Here is a 15,301-nt window from a genome sequence, read left to right on the forward strand (position 1 = left end):
CGGCTCCTCGATCGGATGTCATCAGGCGCAGCGGCGGCCAAGCGCCTCGACCATCGCCTGGCAGGCCAGCAGTTCGCCGGCGAGGATGAATTCGTCCGGCTTGTGGGCACGGCCGATGTCGCCCGGTCCGCAGATGATCGCATCGATGCCGGCGCGCTGGAAAAGGCCGGCCTCGGTGCCGTAGCTGACGGCGGCGAGCGGCTCGATGCCGGTCAGTTCGCCAAGCAGCGCAGCAAGCGGCGCATCGGCGGCCAGCGAAAGCGCCGGATAGGCGCTGAGTTCGCGCCATTCCACCTGAAAGCCGAGCGGCGACAGCGCCTCGGCCGATGCTCGCAGCGGCGCCAGTAGCGTGACCGGATCGACGCCGGAAATGGCCCGCGCTTCGAACTCGGCCTCGCAGGTGTCGGGAATGATGTTAACCGCCTGGCCGCCCTTCAGCGTGCCGATCTGAAGCGAGGAGTAGGGTGGTTCGAAGACAGGCTCGAACGGGCCGCGTGTGAGTCGTTCGGCTTCGGCGGTGGCGCAGGCCAGGACGTCGGTCATGGCATGGATTGCGTTCAGTCCCTGGTCAGGGCGCGAAGAATGGCCGGACCGGCCCCTGACCGTCAGCCGGGCGGCGGCCTTGCCCTTGTGGGCGCGGATCGCCCGCATGCCGCTCGGCTCGCCGATGATCGCGCCAAGCGGAGTTGCGCAGAGCTCCGGAATGTGCGCGATCATGTGCGGCACGCCGCGGCAGCCGGCCTCCTCGTCATAGGAAAAGGCAAGGTGGACCGGCTGGCGAAGCGGCATGACGGCGAGAGCCGGGACGGCGGCGAGAACGGCGGCCAGGAAACCCTTCATGTCGGTGGCGCCGCGACCGTAGAGGCGATCCGCTTCGGTGCGCAGGCGGAACGGATCGCTGGTCCAGCCGCTTTCGGCGGCGGGCACCACGTCCACATGGCCCGAAAGGATATAGCCCGGCGTTTCCTTCGGGCCGATCGTGGCGAAGAGGTTCGACCGATCGCCCTCCGGGCCGGGAAGCTCCGTGACCACAGCGCCGTGGCTTTGCAGGTAGTGCCGGATCCACGCCACGATCTCGCCGTTCGGCGTGCCGACGACGGAGGGGAAGCCGACAAGCGTTTCGAGAATCTCAATCGCCTGCATCGGCGGCCTCACAAGCATGCCCTGCCTGCCGAGGCGGCGCCCATGCCGCCGACGGAAACGACAATTCGGCCCAGCGAGATGTTAGAGGTGTTTGCAACTGGGCCGAGGGAGGTGACATTTCCGGGCTCTCACAGTGAAAAGCGACTCCGGCCGCTGGATCTGTCAATGAGTCTAGAGGGAGGCGCAGGCGTTACTTGCCGAAAGCGCATCGAGATTTGGTCGATTGTTGTGTTTGCGCCAGCTTCACCAGTGAATTGTATCGAACGATCTGTTCTAGTCTGGGCGGAGAAGTTTCCGGAGCACAGGCTTGGCCAGAAAATGCGGCAGGGGGTGGGAGTGAGTGAACTGACATCCGAATCCAGATTCGTCGATAGTTTCGAGACGCACATTGCCGGGATCGACAGCGTTGCCCTCGACAAGTTGCATGCGCTTTCGATGACCGTCGCCTGGCCGCATCGCGGTGAGGACTGGCAGTTCCTGCGGGAGTTCGGCCAGGGCATCGTGGCGATCGATGAAATCGGGCGCATCCTGGGCTCTGCGATGTGGTTTCCCTATGACGCGCAATTTGCCACGATCGGTATGGTCATCACCTCGCCGCGTCTTCAAACCAATGGCGCCGGGCAATGGCTGATGGGCCACGCGCTGAATCAGGTCGCCGGGCGAAACCTCGGGCTGAATGCGACGCGCGCGGCGCGCCGTCTTTATCGGTCCCTGAACTTTGTTCGGGAGGCGCTGGTCTTTCAATGCCATGGCGAAGCGATATTGCCGCCGGATGTGGAGCCGCCGTCCGGTGCCGTGATACGGGCCGTGGAGGCTGGCGATCTGGAAGCGATCGCCGAATTGGATTGTGTGGCCTTCGGCACGGATCGCAAACTGCTCCTGGCCCGGCTCATGGCAAATTCCAAGGGCATCGTGTTGAGCCGCGCCGGCCGGATCGAGGCATTCTCCCTTTGCCGACGGTTCGGGCGCGGCCATGTTATCGGTCCCGTTGTGGCACGCAGTGACGCGGACGCGATCGCCGTCGTCCGCCCGCACGCAGCCGAGCACGCAGGAGCGTTCCTGCGCCTCGACACACGCGAGCAGGGCGGGGCCTTTTCCGATTTCCTCTCCCGCTGCGGTCTTCCTGTCTACGACATCGTGACGACCATGTCGCTCGGTGGCCCTTGGCTTCCAGTTGCGGGACGCGCAGTGGCGCCCGAGCCGAGGACCTATGCACTCGTCAGCCAGGCACTCGGTTGACGCACGCCTACCTGGCGATCGTTGTCGGGTTTTAAGCGCCCGGACAGACCGGTATGTTCGCCAGAGCCTGCCGGCGTTCAAATTCGGGCCGGAACGAACGATATTGCCACAGACCTTCCGGGCTTTCCCGGCGGTATACGGTCTCGAGCCAGAACACTGAGTCATCGATCGGCAAGACAGGGTGCCACGCATACCACTCCGACCAGATTTTTCCTGCCGGGTCGCTGTCCATGATCGCCACTCGCCTCCTCTTCATCGGCGCAACTCGAACATCCGTGCGGCACGGGAGCTGTTGCGATCCCGGCGTGCCTCGGCAAATGTTCTATTATGGAGAATAACAGCGATGGAATATTCTTCAATGGAGATCATTTTCCCGTATTGCGCGAAGTCTTTCTTGTCCGCCGTCGGGGGATGTTTCAGGTTGTAAGATGCGGCTCTGTTGACGAATAATTTCGTCGGCGGATGCAACGCCTCGATTGGGCTTCGGCACCGGGTGATGAGCTGCGGTGTTCAATCACCACTCATCTGTTTGCGTGATGGTTGGATGGCTTAGCTAATCGAACGCAGCCCGAGATAGGCCGCCAAACTGACGGCGGAGAGGGCGATCGTCAGCCTGGGTCTCGCATCGTCGAACATCGCTGCCAGCGAAAGGCCGAGCATCAGGATGACGGATTTTGCCCAAAGCTCCTGATCCGAGACGGTGAAAGCGATTGCCGCCAGAAAGACGGCGCTTGCGACGATGGTCACAGGGGCAGATTTCTCGGCGAGATCGCCGCCTGGGAAATACGGCAAGAGAAAACGCCGCATGCTCAAGCCTGAAGCGACGCTCAGAAGAAGACAGGTCAAGACAAGTTGCAACATTAAGGTCGTCGCCGATCGATCTGCAGATGGCTTTGCGGATGCAAGCCTCATGCCAGCCCCAAACCGTGAAATCCGCATCCGACAGAGGCAATGTCGCCGCCTGCATGGCTATTTCCTCGGCGTCGCGATCCTTTTTTCGGCAATCGCTTGCCTGTTCGGTCCGCGGATGGCGTTTTTTCGCCAATGCCGAAACCGGCTTGAGCTGATACAATGATTTTTATATAGAGAATTATCTATCGTCTTAATTCCGGAAACGAGATCTTTTCATTGGACCTTTCATCGATCGAGATCTTCCTCGCTGTCGCCAGCGACCGCAGCGTTACGAAGGCTGCCAAGGCCGTCGGGCGGGTGCCGTCGAATGTGACGACGCGCATCCAGCAATTGGAGGAGGACCTCGGCGTTTCGCTCTTCAGCCGTGACGGCAAGAAGATGACGTTGACACGCGAGGGCGAGACGTTTCTCACCTATGCCAACCGGCTTATGGCGCTTGCGCTCGAAGCGCGCCAGGCCGTGCGGCCTCTCGCCCCATCGGGGACATTGCGGGTCGGCACCATGGAGAGCACGGCGGCAAGCAGGCTGCCGGCGGCGCTGACGCAATTCAATCAGATGTGGCCTGGTGTGTCGCTTCATCTGACGATGGGGGCGTCCCGCGATCTGACCCGCGACGTTCTCTCCGATGCGCTGGATTGTGCGCTGATTGCCCGTCCACCGAAGACGATGCGCGAGGAAGACTCGAGCTTCGATGCCGAACTTAAGGCGCTCGAAATGGAGCCGGTCTTCGTCGAAGACCTGTTGATCGTGTTGCCTGCCGGGCATCCCGCCATCAAATCCGCCGCCGATCTGCGTGTCGGGTCGCTCGCCGCTTTGGAACCCGGCTGCACCTATCGCAGGATCGCCGAAAACTGGGCGCGCAAATCGAGTGCCCTGCCGACGAGCGAACTCGGCTCCTACCACGCGATCCTGGCGAGCGTCGCGACCGGGAATACGGCGGGTGTCATGCCGCGATCCGTCCTTGACCTGATGCACTGGCCGACGCCTGTCCAGACCCATCAGTTGGGGCCTGTCGAGACGTTGCTCGTCTATCGCAGGAAAGATCGTCCCAGCGCGTTCGACGCATTCCACGAAGTCCTCAGTGCGACAAAAGGCAGAGATGTCAGGCTGGCGACAAACTAGCCTGAACGTCTTCCTCCTTCGCCGCCAGAAAATCCTCGCTTAAAATTGGTCTTGTCATGAAGTATCCCGTTTCCCCAAAGGTGGGACCGAGCCGCCTCCGCCGCTTCCGTTTGTTTTCACCCATTCTGGCCGGTGCGACCTTACGAGAGCGATTGATTGCATGTCTCGGCGCCTTGCTGGCCATTGGTCTCACCGGCGTCATCAGCGGCTATCTGTTCGGCCAGGGGCCGCATCTTCCCCTGATCGTCGCGCCGATGGGCGCGTCCGCGGTACTTCTTTTCGCGGTGCCGGCAAGCCCGCTGGCGCAGCCTTGGTCGATCATCGGCGGCAATACCATTTCCGCCCTGATGGGGATTATTGCCGCCTATTTCATTCGTGATCCGATCATCGCGACCGGCGTCGGCGTTTCGCTTGCCATTGGCGCGATGTCCTTCACGCGGTGCCTTCATCCACCCGGAGGAGCCGCCGCACTGACCGCCGTGCTCGGCGGCCCTGTCGTTGCCGGCTGGGGATTCCTCTTTCCCTTCGTGCCCGTCGCTTTGAACTCCTGCATTCTCGTCGCCCTTGGCCTGCTGTTCCACAGGCTTTCCAAGCGGAATTATCCGCACGTCGTTCCGAAACCCGTGGAGAACACCCATCAGACGATCGACCTGCCATCGGCCGTGCGGGTGGGTTTTCGCGAAGAGGATGTCGATGCGGCCCTTGAGGCGTTCGACGAAACCTTCGATATCGACCGGGCAGACCTTGGCCGGCTGTTGCAGCAGGTCGAGCTGCAAGCGGCCATCCGCTCAAACGGCAAGATCAGCTGTGCCGATATCATGTCGCGCGACGTGATCGCCATTGGCGAAGCTTCGGAACCGGATGCCGCACGGCATCTTCTGCTCAAGCATAATATCCGTACGCTGCCGGTGAAGGATCCGGAGGGTCGTCTCGTCGGCGCTGTCGGCTTGCGGGAGTTGTCGATGAGCACCGAGACCATCGCGCATGCGATCTCGAGGCCGGCGGTGGCCAGACCTTCGGATGCTGCTCTGTCGCTGTTGCCCGTCCTGACTGACGGGCGCACGCATGCCGTCATCATCGTCGACGACGATTACCGCATCCTTGGCCTTATATCGCAGACGGATCTGCTGAGCGCAGTAGCGCGGCTGCTGCCAAAGGAAGACAATGCGATTCCGGCGGTGGCCTGAGCCGTGAGCGTGGAACTTAGCTGGAGAAAAAATCGGTGCTGATCGAGCGTGATTCAAATGGCGATTTTATCCTTGAATCATCGGAGCTGGCGAAACGGTTCGGATTGTCGCTGGCCGATCTCCGCCGCCACATGCGCCATGGCTCCGTCGTCAGCTCCGTGGAAATCGGCACTGCTGAACACGAGGGGACGAAACGGGTATCGCTTCGGCTCGGCAACAGGGTCTGGCAAGCGGTTTTGAACGATGAAAATGAAGTGCAGCAGGAGCAGATGACCGTTCTGGGTAAATCCTCCGGACGACATCCGCGCTGACATCATCGTCATGCAAGGTCCCGCGCCATGCTAATTGCACGTGCGGGACAGATTACCGGTCCCTCGTTTCGAAGAGGCCGCGGGCCGCCTCGACCATTGACTGCAGGTGATCGGGGTCGCGCACGCCCTGCCGGTAAAGCTCGATGATTATGCTTGCCGTTCGTTCGGCTTCGTCGCTGTCCTTTTCCACCTGGTATTCGGATCTGATCTTGTCGAAGATCCGCTGGCATATTTCAAGATCGCGGGAGTCCAGCGGTACTTGCGATCGGTTTTTGATCGTTTGAACCATCTCTATTCCCTCCGAAAAGGCCCGCCGGCGAAGCCGGCGGGCCGGTAGCCGTCTCAGAAGTCCATGCCGGCGCCGGTGGGCAATGGCGGAGGAGCGTCCTTCTTGGGCTTCTCGGCGATCATGGCTTCCGTCGTGACGAGAAGCCCGGCGATGGAGGACGCATCCTGCAGCGCGGTGCGAACCACCTTGGCCGGATCGATGACGCCCTGCGCATAGAGGTCGCCATATTCGCCTGTCTGAGCGTTCCAGCCGTAGGAGAACTCGCTTTTCTCGCGCAGCTTGCCGACGATAACCGAGCCTTCCGCTCCGGCGTTTTCGGCGATCTGGCGAGCCGGTGCCTCGACCGCGCGGCGAACGATGTCGACGCCGACGCGCTGGTCGCCATTGGCGGTCTTGACATTGTCGAGCGCCTTGACGGCGCGCAGCAGCGCCACGCCGCCGCCCGGCAGAATGCCTTCCTCGACCGCCGCGCGGGTTGCATGAAGCGCGTCGTCGACGCGGTCCTTCTTTTCCTTCACTTCGACTTCCGTCGAGCCACCGACGCGGATGACGGCAACGCCGCCGGCCAGCTTGGCAAGGCGTTCCTGCAGCTTCTCGCGGTCGTAATCGGAAGTGGTTTCTTCGATCTGGGCCTTGATCTGGGCAATACGGCCTTCAATGTCGGTCTTGGCGCCTGCCCCATCGACGATGGTGGTGTTTTCCTTCTCGATCGACACCTTCTTGGCACGGCCGAGCATGTCGAGCGTGACGTTCTCGAGCTTGATGCCGAGATCTTCGGAGATGACGGTGCCGGCGGTCAGGATGGCGATGTCTTCGAGCATGGCCTTGCGGCGGTCGCCGAAGCCAGGAGCCTTGACGGCAGCAATCTTCAGACCGCCGCGCAGCTTGTTGACGACGAGCGTTGCGAGGGCCTCGCCTTCGACATCTTCAGCGATGATGAGCAGCGGCTTGCTGGATTGGACGACGGCTTCGAGGACCGGCAGCATCGACTGCAGGTTCGAGAGCTTCTTCTCGTGGATGAGAATATAGGGGTCTTCGAACTCCACCCGCATCTTGTCGGCATTGGTCACGAAGTAGGGGCTGAGATAGCCGCGATCGAACTGCATGCCTTCGACGACTTCGAGCTCGGTCTCCGCAGTTTTTGCTTCTTCGACGGTGATGACGCCATCATTGCCGACCTTTTCCATGGCTTCCGCCAAAAAGCGGCCGATTTCGGCATCGCCATTGGCGGAGATCGTGCCGACCTGGGCAATTTCGGAATTGTTGGAGATCTTGCGGGCGTTGGCCTTCAGTTCCGCGACGATGGCGCCGACCGCAAGATCGATGCCGCGTTTCAGGTCCATCGGGTTCATGCCTGAGGTAACCGCCTTGGCGCCCTCTTTGACGATCGCCTGGGCAAGCACCGTTGCGGTGGTGGTGCCGTCGCCGGCGACGTCGCTGGTCTTCGAAGCAACTTCGCGGACCATCTGGGCGCCCATGTTTTCGAACTTGTCTTCGAGCTCGATTTCCTTGGCGACCGAAACGCCGTCCTTGGTGATGCGCGGCGCGCCGAACGACTTTTCGATCACGACGTTACGGCCCTTCGGGCCGAGGGTCGCCTTCACGGCGTTGGCCAGGATGTCGACGCCACGTAGCATCTTCTCGCGGGCTTCGGTGCTGAATTTGATTTCTTTAGCAGCCATGTCCTCACTCCTTCATAGGCAGCCAGAGCAATTCCAGGAAAAGTGCAATGCGGTTTTCCGTTTGGAATTGCGTCAGAAATGAAAGGTTGGAGCGGTTCTGCGTTTCCATGAAAAGCTACGCGCTCCAGCATTGACTGATGTCCGCAGGATCTCACGCGGCCTGCTTTTTCTCGCCCCGGGCCTCGAGGATGCCCATGACATCGCTTTCCTTCATGATCAGCAGATCTTCACCGTTGATCTTGATCTCGGTGCCGGACCATTTGCCGAACAGAATGCGATCGCCGGGCTTGACGTCGAGCGCCTGGATCTGGCCGGCGTCGTTGCGTGCGCCGGGGCCGACGGCGATAACCTCGCCTTCCTGCGGCTTCTCCTTGGCGGTATCAGGAATGATGATCCCGCCCTTGGTCTTTTCCTCTGAATCGACCCGGCGGACGAGAATGCGGTCATGAAGCGGTCGGAACGACATGTCTTCCTCCATCGAACAGTGATGACGTTGTTCCCTTAGAGCATGATGCCGAAAAGTGTGCGCGGTTTTCGGACGACATCATGCTCTAACTCTATAATGTAGAACAGGATTCAGATTTTAGGCCAGCAGGCCTAAAATCATCCTGTTCTAGCCGGACCGGATGACCAATCCGGGCGGGTGCAGGTTCGCGCGCGCCTTGCGCGAATGATCTGGTTCGACGATTCGGCAATTTCAAGAGGGCACGAAAGAAAAATTGGCACTCTCTGCCGGTGACTGCTAATGCCCGACAGGGAACAGACAATCGGCTCCAGCGTTCGAATAAAAAGCGAATAGCATTGAGGCTTGAATCCGGATTTCAGCATTCCCAGTTCTTTGGTGGCCGAGGCTTCATGAGCTCGGTCACCGTCCCACGTCTTTAGGAGTGAGTGACATGGAAGAGAACACAAAACTAATCAAAGACCTCAGTATCGCGGAACGCGAGGAAATCTTCGTCGATATTGCGCGGACGCTGGAGGATACGGCGCGTGAGGCGCTTGTCGAAGGCAATACGCATTTTGCGGCAATTTCCAACAACATGGCTGAAGCGATCCGCGTTAACGCCGACGAACTCGCCCGTGACGACCCCGAAAATGCCGAGCGCGTGCTGCTACAGGCAACGGCGATGATTTCACAATTCGAGGCCGTGCATCCTTATCGCATGGTGAGTATGGCCGTTCATTGATCGCGCCCTGGGCGACGCGGCTCGTCACCCGCTCAAATCATTCTCTACGCGCGCGGAACTCTCCTTGTTTGCAGAGGTTATTGGATCACAACATCGAAGGTGATCCATGACGACTTCCAAATCCAGCGTGCCGCAGAGCGGTACCGACGACGCGCGGTCCGCCGATACAGAACGGGCCGAGACCGATCGCAAAAGGGCATTGGAAGCTGCCCGACGCAACGCGAGCTCGGCATCAGATCGCGATAGCGGCACCGAAACCCCAAGCCTGAAGCTTGCCAAGGAATATCTCAGCCTCGGCGGTCACCGCCGATCGATGATCGACGACAATAGCACCGATGTTCGCCAATGGGACGAGGATCCGCCGGAGGCCGAACAGTTCTGGAAGGAACGGGTGGAGACGCTTCCAAAGGATCAACGCAAACAGGTGGAGGATTTCCTTCCAACTATCAACACGCCCTGATAGGCGGCCGGCCGCTCTTCGGACGGCTCATTCAAATGCGCTTGGAGGAGATCATGGCTATAGACAAGCACGAGCAGATACGCCAGCGCGCCTACGAAATCTGGGAGGCCGAGGGTCGCCCGGACGGCGCTGACCATCGCCATTGGCTGCAAGCCTGCGACGAACTGGCAGGCGCGGATGAGCATGAGACGCTGCAGAACCTGCTTGATGAAGACGACAGGGATGATGCCGCACTGCTTCAAGGCGCCGGTGAGAGCGGCGATCTCGATCGGCGACGGGCGAGGCCTGTCCAGGCCGCCGTGGCTCCCGTCCCTGACATCGAGATGACGACGGGGGAAAAACCTTCCAGGCGGAAGATCAGGAAGACCGAGGGACCGTGATCGCCATGCAGCATCTCGACCATGCCATCCAGATTGCTCTTGCGGCCCATGAAGGTAAGGCGGACAAAACCGGCCGGCCGTTCTTCGAGCACTGCCAGCGGGTAGCACTCCTGGTCTCCGGCGACGAGACGCGAACGGTCGCTTACCTTCATGACGTCGTCGAGAAGGGCAGCGGCTGGACGCTCGACAGGCTGAGGGAAGAAGGCTTTCCGCCGGCGATCATCTCGGCGGTGAATGCTCTGACACGGCGGCCGGACGAGCCGGATGACGACTTCGTCAGACGTGCGGCGTCAAACCCGCTGGCCTTGCCCGTCAAACGGGCCGATCTCGAAGATAATCTCCGGCAGGCCGAACAGACCGGCAAGAAAACGGAAAAATACCAGCGCGGCCTGGATCTCCTGCATGACATCAGGAACGGACAATAGAGCCTCGGGCGGATTTGCCAATTCGGTGACAACTGCCTGCCCCGTCGGCTGTCGGCGTGATCGCGCGCATAACCCCGCTTTCATGTCATGTCCCGGGAGCGACCGTAACCTGCTCCGCTGCGGCGGAGGCCTTCTGGCCCTCTTTCATGCTTTGTTGGTAAACCACACCGTCGGGGCGCCGAGTACGCCTCCCGTGCGCATCGCCGTCTTCAGCTCGTCCAGCTTGCTGAACGACTGAGCCGCTTCCAGCGTGGCAAACTCGTGGGTGACGGTAATATCATTCGGATTATCGACGGCTCGATAAACAGCTTGCGCTGTCACCCCATTGGCCTTCTGCACTGGCGAAAAGGCATCATATACCTTGCGCCAGGCGGTGTAGTCGGAGACCTCGTGCCTTACGAATAACGTCGTCATATCATCCTCCCGCGTTGCATTTCCGGCTTTGGTCGAGACACATGTTACGATTGGACGAGGAACACCATGGTTTCGGGCAAGACGCCGTCACTCGCCATCGCATCGGCCGCTGCCTTGGTCTGCATGAAAGCCATCCACTTATCCATATCAGCAACGTCCATGACCAAGCCGACGCGGTTGGACGTCTGAGGGTCTGTAAACGTGCGAATGTTGGTGACGCCAACGGGTTCCAACACCTGCTTGCGTACAGGTGAAGCGAGCCAGTGCTTCGTGTCTTTGACGTCGTGACAGATCATTATGGTGGGCATTGCGTCCTCCTCTCAAGATTTCGGAAACTGAAAGCTGAGTATGCTGCTGCGCTTGGCCGGATTTCATTACAGCAATGTTGCGAAGAGTGGGTTTTTCTTATTCATTAGTTGAGGATATAAATATAATTATTGAGTAATTCGAAAATATTATGCGGCGGTGTTGAGCGCGCATTGGTTTTTTGAGAATAGCTTTGGTGGCGGTTCCGGAGTCAGCGAGCGTCATTGGCGCTAAGATATGATCGTGATGCCCGCACGGCGCCCATAATCCCGCAGTTCGAGAAGGAGATCGGCGTCCGCACCGACGTCGATGGATTGAACGACGTCGAGCCGGTCCTCTGCCATGCGATCCTCGAACAGGATGATGCATTGCTCGGGGTCGCACTGGCGGGACGTCCAGATCAACCCGTCAACGTCTGCGCGCGCCCGATGAATGGCTTCGGCCCACAGCACGGTCTCGCCATAGGTCGACTTCGGTGTTTCGATGAGATCCGTTCGGGTGAGTTTCCAGGCCTTCAAATCGGGGGCGAAAAGGCTTGCCAACCGTAGATCACGCTTCGGCGCGACGACGCTCACCGTCCGCGCTTCGACAACGGCAAGCCGGACCGTCTTGAAAGCGGCGGCTGGTTCGATGTCGTGAAAGATCGACTCGAAGGCAGCCGCCTCTCTGCTTGTTGCTGCATAGAGCGTTGCGACAGATGGTTTCGATGAAACGCCGTACCTGCCTTGATCGTCCGGATGTTGATCGTTGGAAAAGGCGACGGCGGGCTTGGCAGAGGAGGGTGGCTCACCCAGAGACCTCTTGCCGTTCGCGTGCGGCTGCAGCAGCCACCGCATCGATATCGTCAAGCACATCCATGGGCGCCTTGTCGTCCAGCCAGCCGTTCGTTGAAACGAACCAGAATGCGCGCTGCCATGGAGACAGGTTTTCCGGAAGCGCCGCAAGCGCCTTCTTGATTGAAGGATGCGGCCGTCCGTCCCGGAGCTGAAACGCCGGAAAATATTCGGTGCCGCGATGATGTACCGAGAAAATGTCGCCGGCCTTCTTCCAGCGCGCTGCGGTCGCGTACAGGTTTCTCGCGCTGGAACCGGCGCGGTTTCCAATCTCCGCGCTGGTAAGTTGCGGGACCTCAGCGATGAAGCGGTCCCTGAGTTCCAGATTGTCCGCTGCGAGCGCTCCGCGCGCCTGGGCATGCTCATCGGGCAGGATAACATCCGCAAGCTTGTTGATCGCATTTTCCAGCCGGCTTTCCTCCAATGAGCCGCTGACGCGGACCATCGTCTGGAGGAATGTCTTGACGGATCGGCGATGTCCTTCCGGGAGATCGGGTTTCAAACGGATCACCACGGAATCGCCGACCGCAACATCCGCCATCGCCCTGGCGAGCTTGGCGAGCTCGGGAGCAGCGGAATGCTCAACGGTCAGCTTCGTCAGCGTCTGCAGGAAGGCATTGGTGAACGCATTCCGCAGGGCGTTGTTATCTGATGCCTGTTCGGGAGTGCCTTTGCCCCGGCGGCCAGCCGATGGCGCAGTTTGCCCCGCGCCGGCGGTCGACCGGTCAACCATGAAAAATTCGGAAAAGAGGGCTTCGGTCATGGTGGCCACGTGAGATTAATGATGACTACCTCAATATCACTTAAGTCACGCGAAGTCGATTGCAATAGGGATCGGCAGAATGACATAGCTTCGCATATCCCCCAGCACGCGCATATTTAGCTCAAACGGACATATTGATGCTTGCTCACTCCCTCCGATTGTCGCATCAATCTGGCAATCGGATAAGCCGCCGCGTGCGAGATGGCAAAGGTTTGGAATGATCGAACACCAGCCATTTGATCTCAAAGCCTATGTGCACGACATCGGAACAAGGGCATGCTTTATCTGCGGCTTGGTCAGGAACGATCCTGCCTTCTTTCATCATCGCATTCTCGAAGACGACTATACGATCATTTTCCTCAGCAAATATCCCACTCTGCCCGGCTATTCCCTTGTCTGTCCGAAGGAGCATCGTGAGGATCTGGCGCGGGACATGTCGACGGATGAATATCTTCGACTACAGGAGAAGGTGCATATCTTGTCGCGCGCCCTCAAAAGCGTATTCGACGCCGAGCGAATTTATGTGCTTTCGCTCGGCAGCCAACAAGCCAACAGCCACCTGCATTTTCATGTCGTTCCATTGCCTTCAGGTGTGCCTCTTGAAGAGCAGCAATACCATGCGCTGATGGCGGAGTACGGGGTTCTGCAGATAGCTGACGATCAAATGGCACAGCTGGCGCAGCGCATTGCCGAAGCATACCGTTCTGAGCTGATCGCACGATAATCAACCGCCTGGCCCGCAGTCGAAACCCGGAAGCCAGGGCTCCAAGCTACGTCCCGAGGGCGAATGCCGGCACCCGGGTGCCTTTCTCGCGAAAGAGTCGCTCCACCTCGTCGAGGCGGGGGCAGGTGGGCGGGTTATCGAGCGCTTTTACCCAGTCCTCGCGGCTGGGCAGGGCCATCGCGGCCGTCACGAGCACGGTGGTTCCGGGACCCACGTTACCGCGCAGCTGCGGCAGCAGGGTCTTGGCGTGGATGAGATTGGTGTTCGGGATCGGGCTCATCGCATGGCCGGCCCTCGGATTGGGCGATAGATCGACGATCGCGCTGACGTCGGTCTGTCCGTACCAGACGGCCCGGCCTTCGCTTACATCGGAGCGGTCGGCATTGAAATCCGCGCGCTCGATCGCAAAACCGCCCTCGATGGTGCTGAGGGCGCGCGGCGTGGCGATGCGGTGCATGCGGATGTGCCACGGGTTTTCGGGAAGCAGCCAGGTTTCGATTGCGACGTCGTTCCAGGGGCGCCAGCGCGAATAGAGTAGGCCGCCTGTTATCAGCGCCTCTTCGAGGGTTTCCCGCATGCGGAAATGGACGCCGTCGTCGGAGAGGCCGAGCATGCTGTCGAGGCTTGCGGCGGTGAAATTCCGGTCGTCGGCTTCGATGTTGAAGGCGTAGCGCGTGGAATAGACGAATTTCGAATATTTCTCGTTTGCGCCGAGCATTTTGTCGTGCTGCTGCCCTGAGGAGAGCACGACCACGTTTCCCGGTGTGTGCATGGCGACCATTCCCGCTGGCCTCAACACAACCGGCTCCAGAAACTCCGGCTGCGGTGCCTCCTCGGCGGCCCAGAATGGATGATCCCCTGCAAGGGCGAGCGGCAGGAAGAATTTCAGCGCCCAATAGGGCGAACCGGGCGAGTTGTAGCTCTCGCTCATGAAGAGATTCGGATAGCCGTAGCCGACGGAGAGAACGCCGTCGCGCTCGGCAATCGGCATCGTCGACCACCAGCGGATATGGCGCATGTAATAGCCCTTGATCTCGGCCCAGGGCAGGGCTTCGACGCCGGCAAAGGCAAGTGCGCCCCAAAAACCTCCCGCCGCAAAGCGGTAGGTCTGGCTGCGGCCGAAGGCAAGGGCTGCCCCATCGGGGCCGAACCAGTGGCGGATATCCCTGGCGAATGTCCGCGCGCGATCCCGGAAGCGCTCCTTGCGCGCCTCGTCGCCCTTGGCCAGCACTGCATAGATCAGGCCGTAGAAATGCATGGCGAAGGGAATGTAATGATCGACCCGCCGGACCGGCCCGTCGCGATACCAGCCGTCCCCGAGGTCGAAAGCTTCCAATTCGTCGAGATAGGCGAGGGTTTTCCGGTGATCGAACGCCACGCTCACGCGTTCCAGCCCGAGATCGATGAGCACACGGAAGAATTTCCAGTTGTTGTCGATGAATTCCAGCTCGCGCGCGCTGAGAAGATAGGCGGCGACCGTCTTCTTCTCGCTGTCGTCAAGCGGTTCCCAGATGTGCTCGGGCACGAGCGCCAGGGCGAAGCCGACCGCGGCGAGTTCGACCAGCCGCTGATTGCGGTCGGCAAGATCGCCCCAATATTCGGGATGAGCAGGATTGGTGCCGTTTGCCAGCCCACGGCGATAGAGATCCCAGTGCGGGAACGCGCCGCCGCCGGCAACGAGCGGAACGATCCCCCAGAGCGGCCGCGCAAATCCCTCCAGATCCGCCGCCGCCCGATCGAAGATCGCGCCGGCCGCACCGAGGCGCACACGGGCGCCGCCTTCGGAAAAATACGGCAGCAACGGCTCGAAGAGATCGGTGACGGCCTTGGCGAGGTCGTCGCGTGTCTTCAGCGCATTGCCGAAAAGCGGATTGGCCCGGGCGGGATCATATATCATTGTCAGCTCAATACCTCAAAACGGGAT

At 60.3% G+C, this 15,301-nt stretch carries 21 protein-coding genes; 10 read left to right on the plus strand and 11 right to left on the minus strand.

Annotated features, from left to right (window positions below; genetic code table 11):
* Nucleotides 1-21: 21 nt before the first annotated feature.
* Nucleotides 22-1,143, minus strand: a complete 1,122-nt coding sequence (gene argE / locus G9X68_RS19275; protein ID WP_171603739.1) for an acetylornithine deacetylase — start codon at nt 1,141-1,143, stop codon at nt 22-24.
* 318 nt (nt 1,144-1,461) lie between these two features.
* Here argE and G9X68_RS19280 point away from each other — a divergent pair, with 318 nt between their 5' ends.
* A complete protein-coding gene (locus G9X68_RS19280) occupies nt 1,462-2,382 on the plus strand; it encodes a GNAT family N-acetyltransferase (RefSeq protein WP_171603740.1) in 921 nt (306 codons plus the stop codon).
* Between the two features lie 31 nt (nt 2,383-2,413).
* Here G9X68_RS19280 and G9X68_RS19285 read toward each other — a convergent pair whose 3' ends face one another.
* Nucleotides 2,414-2,638, minus strand: coding sequence for a hypothetical protein (locus G9X68_RS19285; RefSeq protein ID WP_171603741.1), 225 nt, complete (start codon nt 2,636-2,638; stop codon nt 2,414-2,416).
* A 293-nt stretch (nt 2,639-2,931) separates the two neighbouring features.
* Complete coding sequence (locus tag G9X68_RS19290; protein WP_026160252.1) at nt 2,932-3,243, minus strand: hypothetical protein; 312 nt, start codon at nt 3,241-3,243, stop codon at nt 2,932-2,934.
* Here G9X68_RS19290 and G9X68_RS19295 point away from each other — a divergent pair.
* The 4 genes from G9X68_RS19295 to G9X68_RS19310 are packed head-to-tail and all read left to right on the plus strand — an operon-like array spanning nt 3,188 to nt 5,914.
* Complete coding sequence (locus tag G9X68_RS19295) at nt 3,188-3,457, plus strand: hypothetical protein (RefSeq protein ID WP_171603082.1); 270 nt, start codon at nt 3,188-3,190, stop codon at nt 3,455-3,457. The two genes, G9X68_RS19290 and G9X68_RS19295, sit on opposite strands and share 56 nt — an antisense overlap.
* Before the next feature lie 53 nt (nt 3,458-3,510).
* Nucleotides 3,511-4,416 (plus strand): LysR substrate-binding domain-containing protein, encoded by a 906-nt coding sequence (locus tag G9X68_RS19300; protein ID WP_171603742.1) that lies wholly within the window; start codon nt 3,511-3,513, stop codon nt 4,414-4,416.
* A gap of 56 nt (nt 4,417-4,472) precedes the next feature.
* A complete protein-coding gene (locus tag G9X68_RS19305) occupies nt 4,473-5,603 on the plus strand; it encodes an HPP family protein (protein WP_171603743.1) in 1,131 nt (376 codons plus the stop codon).
* A 35-nt stretch (nt 5,604-5,638) separates the two neighbouring features.
* Nucleotides 5,639-5,914, plus strand: coding sequence for a DUF6522 family protein (locus G9X68_RS19310; RefSeq protein WP_171603744.1), 276 nt, complete (start codon nt 5,639-5,641; stop codon nt 5,912-5,914).
* Nucleotides 5,915-5,966: 52 nt separating this feature from the next.
* Here the strand turns inward: G9X68_RS19310 and G9X68_RS19315 are convergent, their stop codons facing one another.
* The 3 genes from G9X68_RS19315 to G9X68_RS19325 form a co-directional block, all read right to left on the minus strand.
* Nucleotides 5,967-6,203, minus strand: coding sequence for a hypothetical protein (locus tag G9X68_RS19315; protein WP_171603745.1), 237 nt, complete (start codon nt 6,201-6,203; stop codon nt 5,967-5,969).
* Nucleotides 6,204-6,256: 53 nt separating this feature from the next.
* On the minus strand, nt 6,257-7,885 hold the full coding sequence (gene groL / locus G9X68_RS19320) for a chaperonin GroEL (RefSeq protein WP_171603746.1): 1,629 nt from the start codon (nt 7,883-7,885) through the stop codon (nt 6,257-6,259).
* Between the two features lie 151 nt (nt 7,886-8,036).
* Complete coding sequence (locus tag G9X68_RS19325) at nt 8,037-8,351, minus strand: co-chaperone GroES (RefSeq protein WP_171603747.1); 315 nt, start codon at nt 8,349-8,351, stop codon at nt 8,037-8,039.
* Between the two features lie 430 nt (nt 8,352-8,781).
* On the opposite strand from G9X68_RS19325, the gene G9X68_RS19330 reads away from it, so the two are divergent.
* The 4 genes from G9X68_RS19330 to G9X68_RS19345 all read left to right on the plus strand — a co-directional run bounded on the left by G9X68_RS19330 (nt 8,782) and on the right by G9X68_RS19345 (nt 10,337).
* Complete coding sequence (locus tag G9X68_RS19330) at nt 8,782-9,072, plus strand: hypothetical protein (RefSeq protein ID WP_171603748.1); 291 nt, start codon at nt 8,782-8,784, stop codon at nt 9,070-9,072.
* A 106-nt stretch (nt 9,073-9,178) separates the two neighbouring features.
* Nucleotides 9,179-9,532, plus strand: a complete 354-nt coding sequence (locus tag G9X68_RS19335; protein WP_171603749.1) for a hypothetical protein — start codon at nt 9,179-9,181, stop codon at nt 9,530-9,532.
* Between the two features lie 53 nt (nt 9,533-9,585).
* A complete protein-coding gene (locus tag G9X68_RS19340) occupies nt 9,586-9,912 on the plus strand; it encodes a DUF2934 domain-containing protein (RefSeq protein ID WP_171603750.1) in 327 nt (108 codons plus the stop codon).
* 5 nt (nt 9,913-9,917) lie between these two features.
* Complete coding sequence (locus G9X68_RS19345; RefSeq protein ID WP_171603932.1) at nt 9,918-10,337, plus strand: HD domain-containing protein; 420 nt, start codon at nt 9,918-9,920, stop codon at nt 10,335-10,337.
* Between the two features lie 144 nt (nt 10,338-10,481).
* On the opposite strand, the gene G9X68_RS19350 is transcribed toward G9X68_RS19345, so the two are convergent.
* From G9X68_RS19350 to G9X68_RS19365, 4 genes are all read right to left on the minus strand, one after another.
* Complete coding sequence (locus tag G9X68_RS19350) at nt 10,482-10,751, minus strand: cyclase (RefSeq protein ID WP_171603751.1); 270 nt, start codon at nt 10,749-10,751, stop codon at nt 10,482-10,484.
* Between the two features lie 44 nt (nt 10,752-10,795).
* On the minus strand, nt 10,796-11,059 hold the full coding sequence (locus G9X68_RS19355; RefSeq protein WP_171603752.1) for a hypothetical protein: 264 nt from the start codon (nt 11,057-11,059) through the stop codon (nt 10,796-10,798).
* A gap of 228 nt (nt 11,060-11,287) precedes the next feature.
* Complete coding sequence (locus tag G9X68_RS19360) at nt 11,288-11,893, minus strand: RES family NAD+ phosphorylase (protein ID WP_171603753.1); 606 nt, start codon at nt 11,891-11,893, stop codon at nt 11,288-11,290.
* Nucleotides 11,844-12,653, minus strand: a complete 810-nt coding sequence (locus G9X68_RS19365) for a hypothetical protein (RefSeq protein ID WP_171603754.1) — start codon at nt 12,651-12,653, stop codon at nt 11,844-11,846. Before G9X68_RS19365 ends, G9X68_RS19360 begins: the two co-directional genes overlap by 50 nt.
* 217 nt (nt 12,654-12,870) lie before the next feature.
* On the opposite strand from G9X68_RS19365, the gene G9X68_RS19370 reads away from it, so the two are divergent.
* Nucleotides 12,871-13,377: an HIT family protein gene (locus tag G9X68_RS19370; RefSeq protein WP_171603755.1), complete on the plus strand. Its 507-nt coding sequence runs from the start codon at nt 12,871-12,873 to the stop codon at nt 13,375-13,377.
* A gap of 46 nt (nt 13,378-13,423) precedes the next feature.
* Here G9X68_RS19370 and G9X68_RS19375 read toward each other — a convergent pair whose 3' ends face one another.
* Complete coding sequence (locus tag G9X68_RS19375) at nt 13,424-15,274, minus strand: DUF2264 domain-containing protein (RefSeq protein WP_171603756.1); 1,851 nt, start codon at nt 15,272-15,274, stop codon at nt 13,424-13,426.
* Nucleotides 15,275-15,301 lie beyond the last annotated feature (27 nt).

The sequence above is a fragment of the Rhizobium changzhiense genome, assembly GCF_013087625.1.
Classification (GTDB): domain Bacteria; phylum Pseudomonadota; class Alphaproteobacteria; order Rhizobiales; family Rhizobiaceae; genus Rhizobium; species Rhizobium sophorae.

What these genes read in the sequence shown, in the direction of transcription:
- argE (WP_171603739.1), bottom strand. Translation starts at nt 1,143, where the DNA reads ATGCAGGCGATTGAGATTCTCGAAACGCTTGTCGGCTTCCCCTCCGTC.
- G9X68_RS19280 (WP_171603740.1), top strand. Translation starts at nt 1,462, where the DNA reads ATGCGGCAGGGGGTGGGAGTGAGTGAACTGACATCCGAATCCAGATTC.
- G9X68_RS19285 (WP_171603741.1), bottom strand. Translation starts at nt 2,638, where the DNA reads ATGAAGAGGAGGCGAGTGGCGATCATGGACAGCGACCCGGCAGGAAAA.
- G9X68_RS19295 (WP_171603082.1), top strand. Translation starts at nt 3,188, where the DNA reads ATGCTCAAGCCTGAAGCGACGCTCAGAAGAAGACAGGTCAAGACAAGT.
- G9X68_RS19290 (WP_026160252.1), bottom strand. Translation starts at nt 3,243, where the DNA reads ATGTTGCAACTTGTCTTGACCTGTCTTCTTCTGAGCGTCGCTTCAGGC.
- G9X68_RS19305 (WP_171603743.1), top strand. Translation starts at nt 4,473, where the DNA reads ATGAAGTATCCCGTTTCCCCAAAGGTGGGACCGAGCCGCCTCCGCCGC.
- G9X68_RS19315 (WP_171603745.1), bottom strand. Translation starts at nt 6,203, where the DNA reads ATGGTTCAAACGATCAAAAACCGATCGCAAGTACCGCTGGACTCCCGC.
- groL (WP_171603746.1), bottom strand. Translation starts at nt 7,885, where the DNA reads ATGGCTGCTAAAGAAATCAAATTCAGCACCGAAGCCCGCGAGAAGATG.
- G9X68_RS19325 (WP_171603747.1), bottom strand. Translation starts at nt 8,351, where the DNA reads ATGTCGTTCCGACCGCTTCATGACCGCATTCTCGTCCGCCGGGTCGAT.
- G9X68_RS19330 (WP_171603748.1), top strand. Translation starts at nt 8,782, where the DNA reads ATGGAAGAGAACACAAAACTAATCAAAGACCTCAGTATCGCGGAACGC.
- G9X68_RS19335 (WP_171603749.1), top strand. Translation starts at nt 9,179, where the DNA reads ATGACGACTTCCAAATCCAGCGTGCCGCAGAGCGGTACCGACGACGCG.
- G9X68_RS19340 (WP_171603750.1), top strand. Translation starts at nt 9,586, where the DNA reads ATGGCTATAGACAAGCACGAGCAGATACGCCAGCGCGCCTACGAAATC.
- G9X68_RS19345 (WP_171603932.1), top strand. Translation starts at nt 9,918, where the DNA reads ATGCAGCATCTCGACCATGCCATCCAGATTGCTCTTGCGGCCCATGAA.
- G9X68_RS19350 (WP_171603751.1), bottom strand. Translation starts at nt 10,751, where the DNA reads ATGACGACGTTATTCGTAAGGCACGAGGTCTCCGACTACACCGCCTGG.
- G9X68_RS19355 (WP_171603752.1), bottom strand. Translation starts at nt 11,059, where the DNA reads ATGCCCACCATAATGATCTGTCACGACGTCAAAGACACGAAGCACTGG.
- G9X68_RS19360 (WP_171603753.1), bottom strand. Translation starts at nt 11,893, where the DNA reads ATGCGGTGGCTGCTGCAGCCGCACGCGAACGGCAAGAGGTCTCTGGGT.
- G9X68_RS19365 (WP_171603754.1), bottom strand. Translation starts at nt 12,653, where the DNA reads ATGACCGAAGCCCTCTTTTCCGAATTTTTCATGGTTGACCGGTCGACC.
- G9X68_RS19370 (WP_171603755.1), top strand. Translation starts at nt 12,871, where the DNA reads ATGATCGAACACCAGCCATTTGATCTCAAAGCCTATGTGCACGACATC.
- G9X68_RS19375 (WP_171603756.1), bottom strand. Translation starts at nt 15,274, where the DNA reads ATGATATATGATCCCGCCCGGGCCAATCCGCTTTTCGGCAATGCGCTG.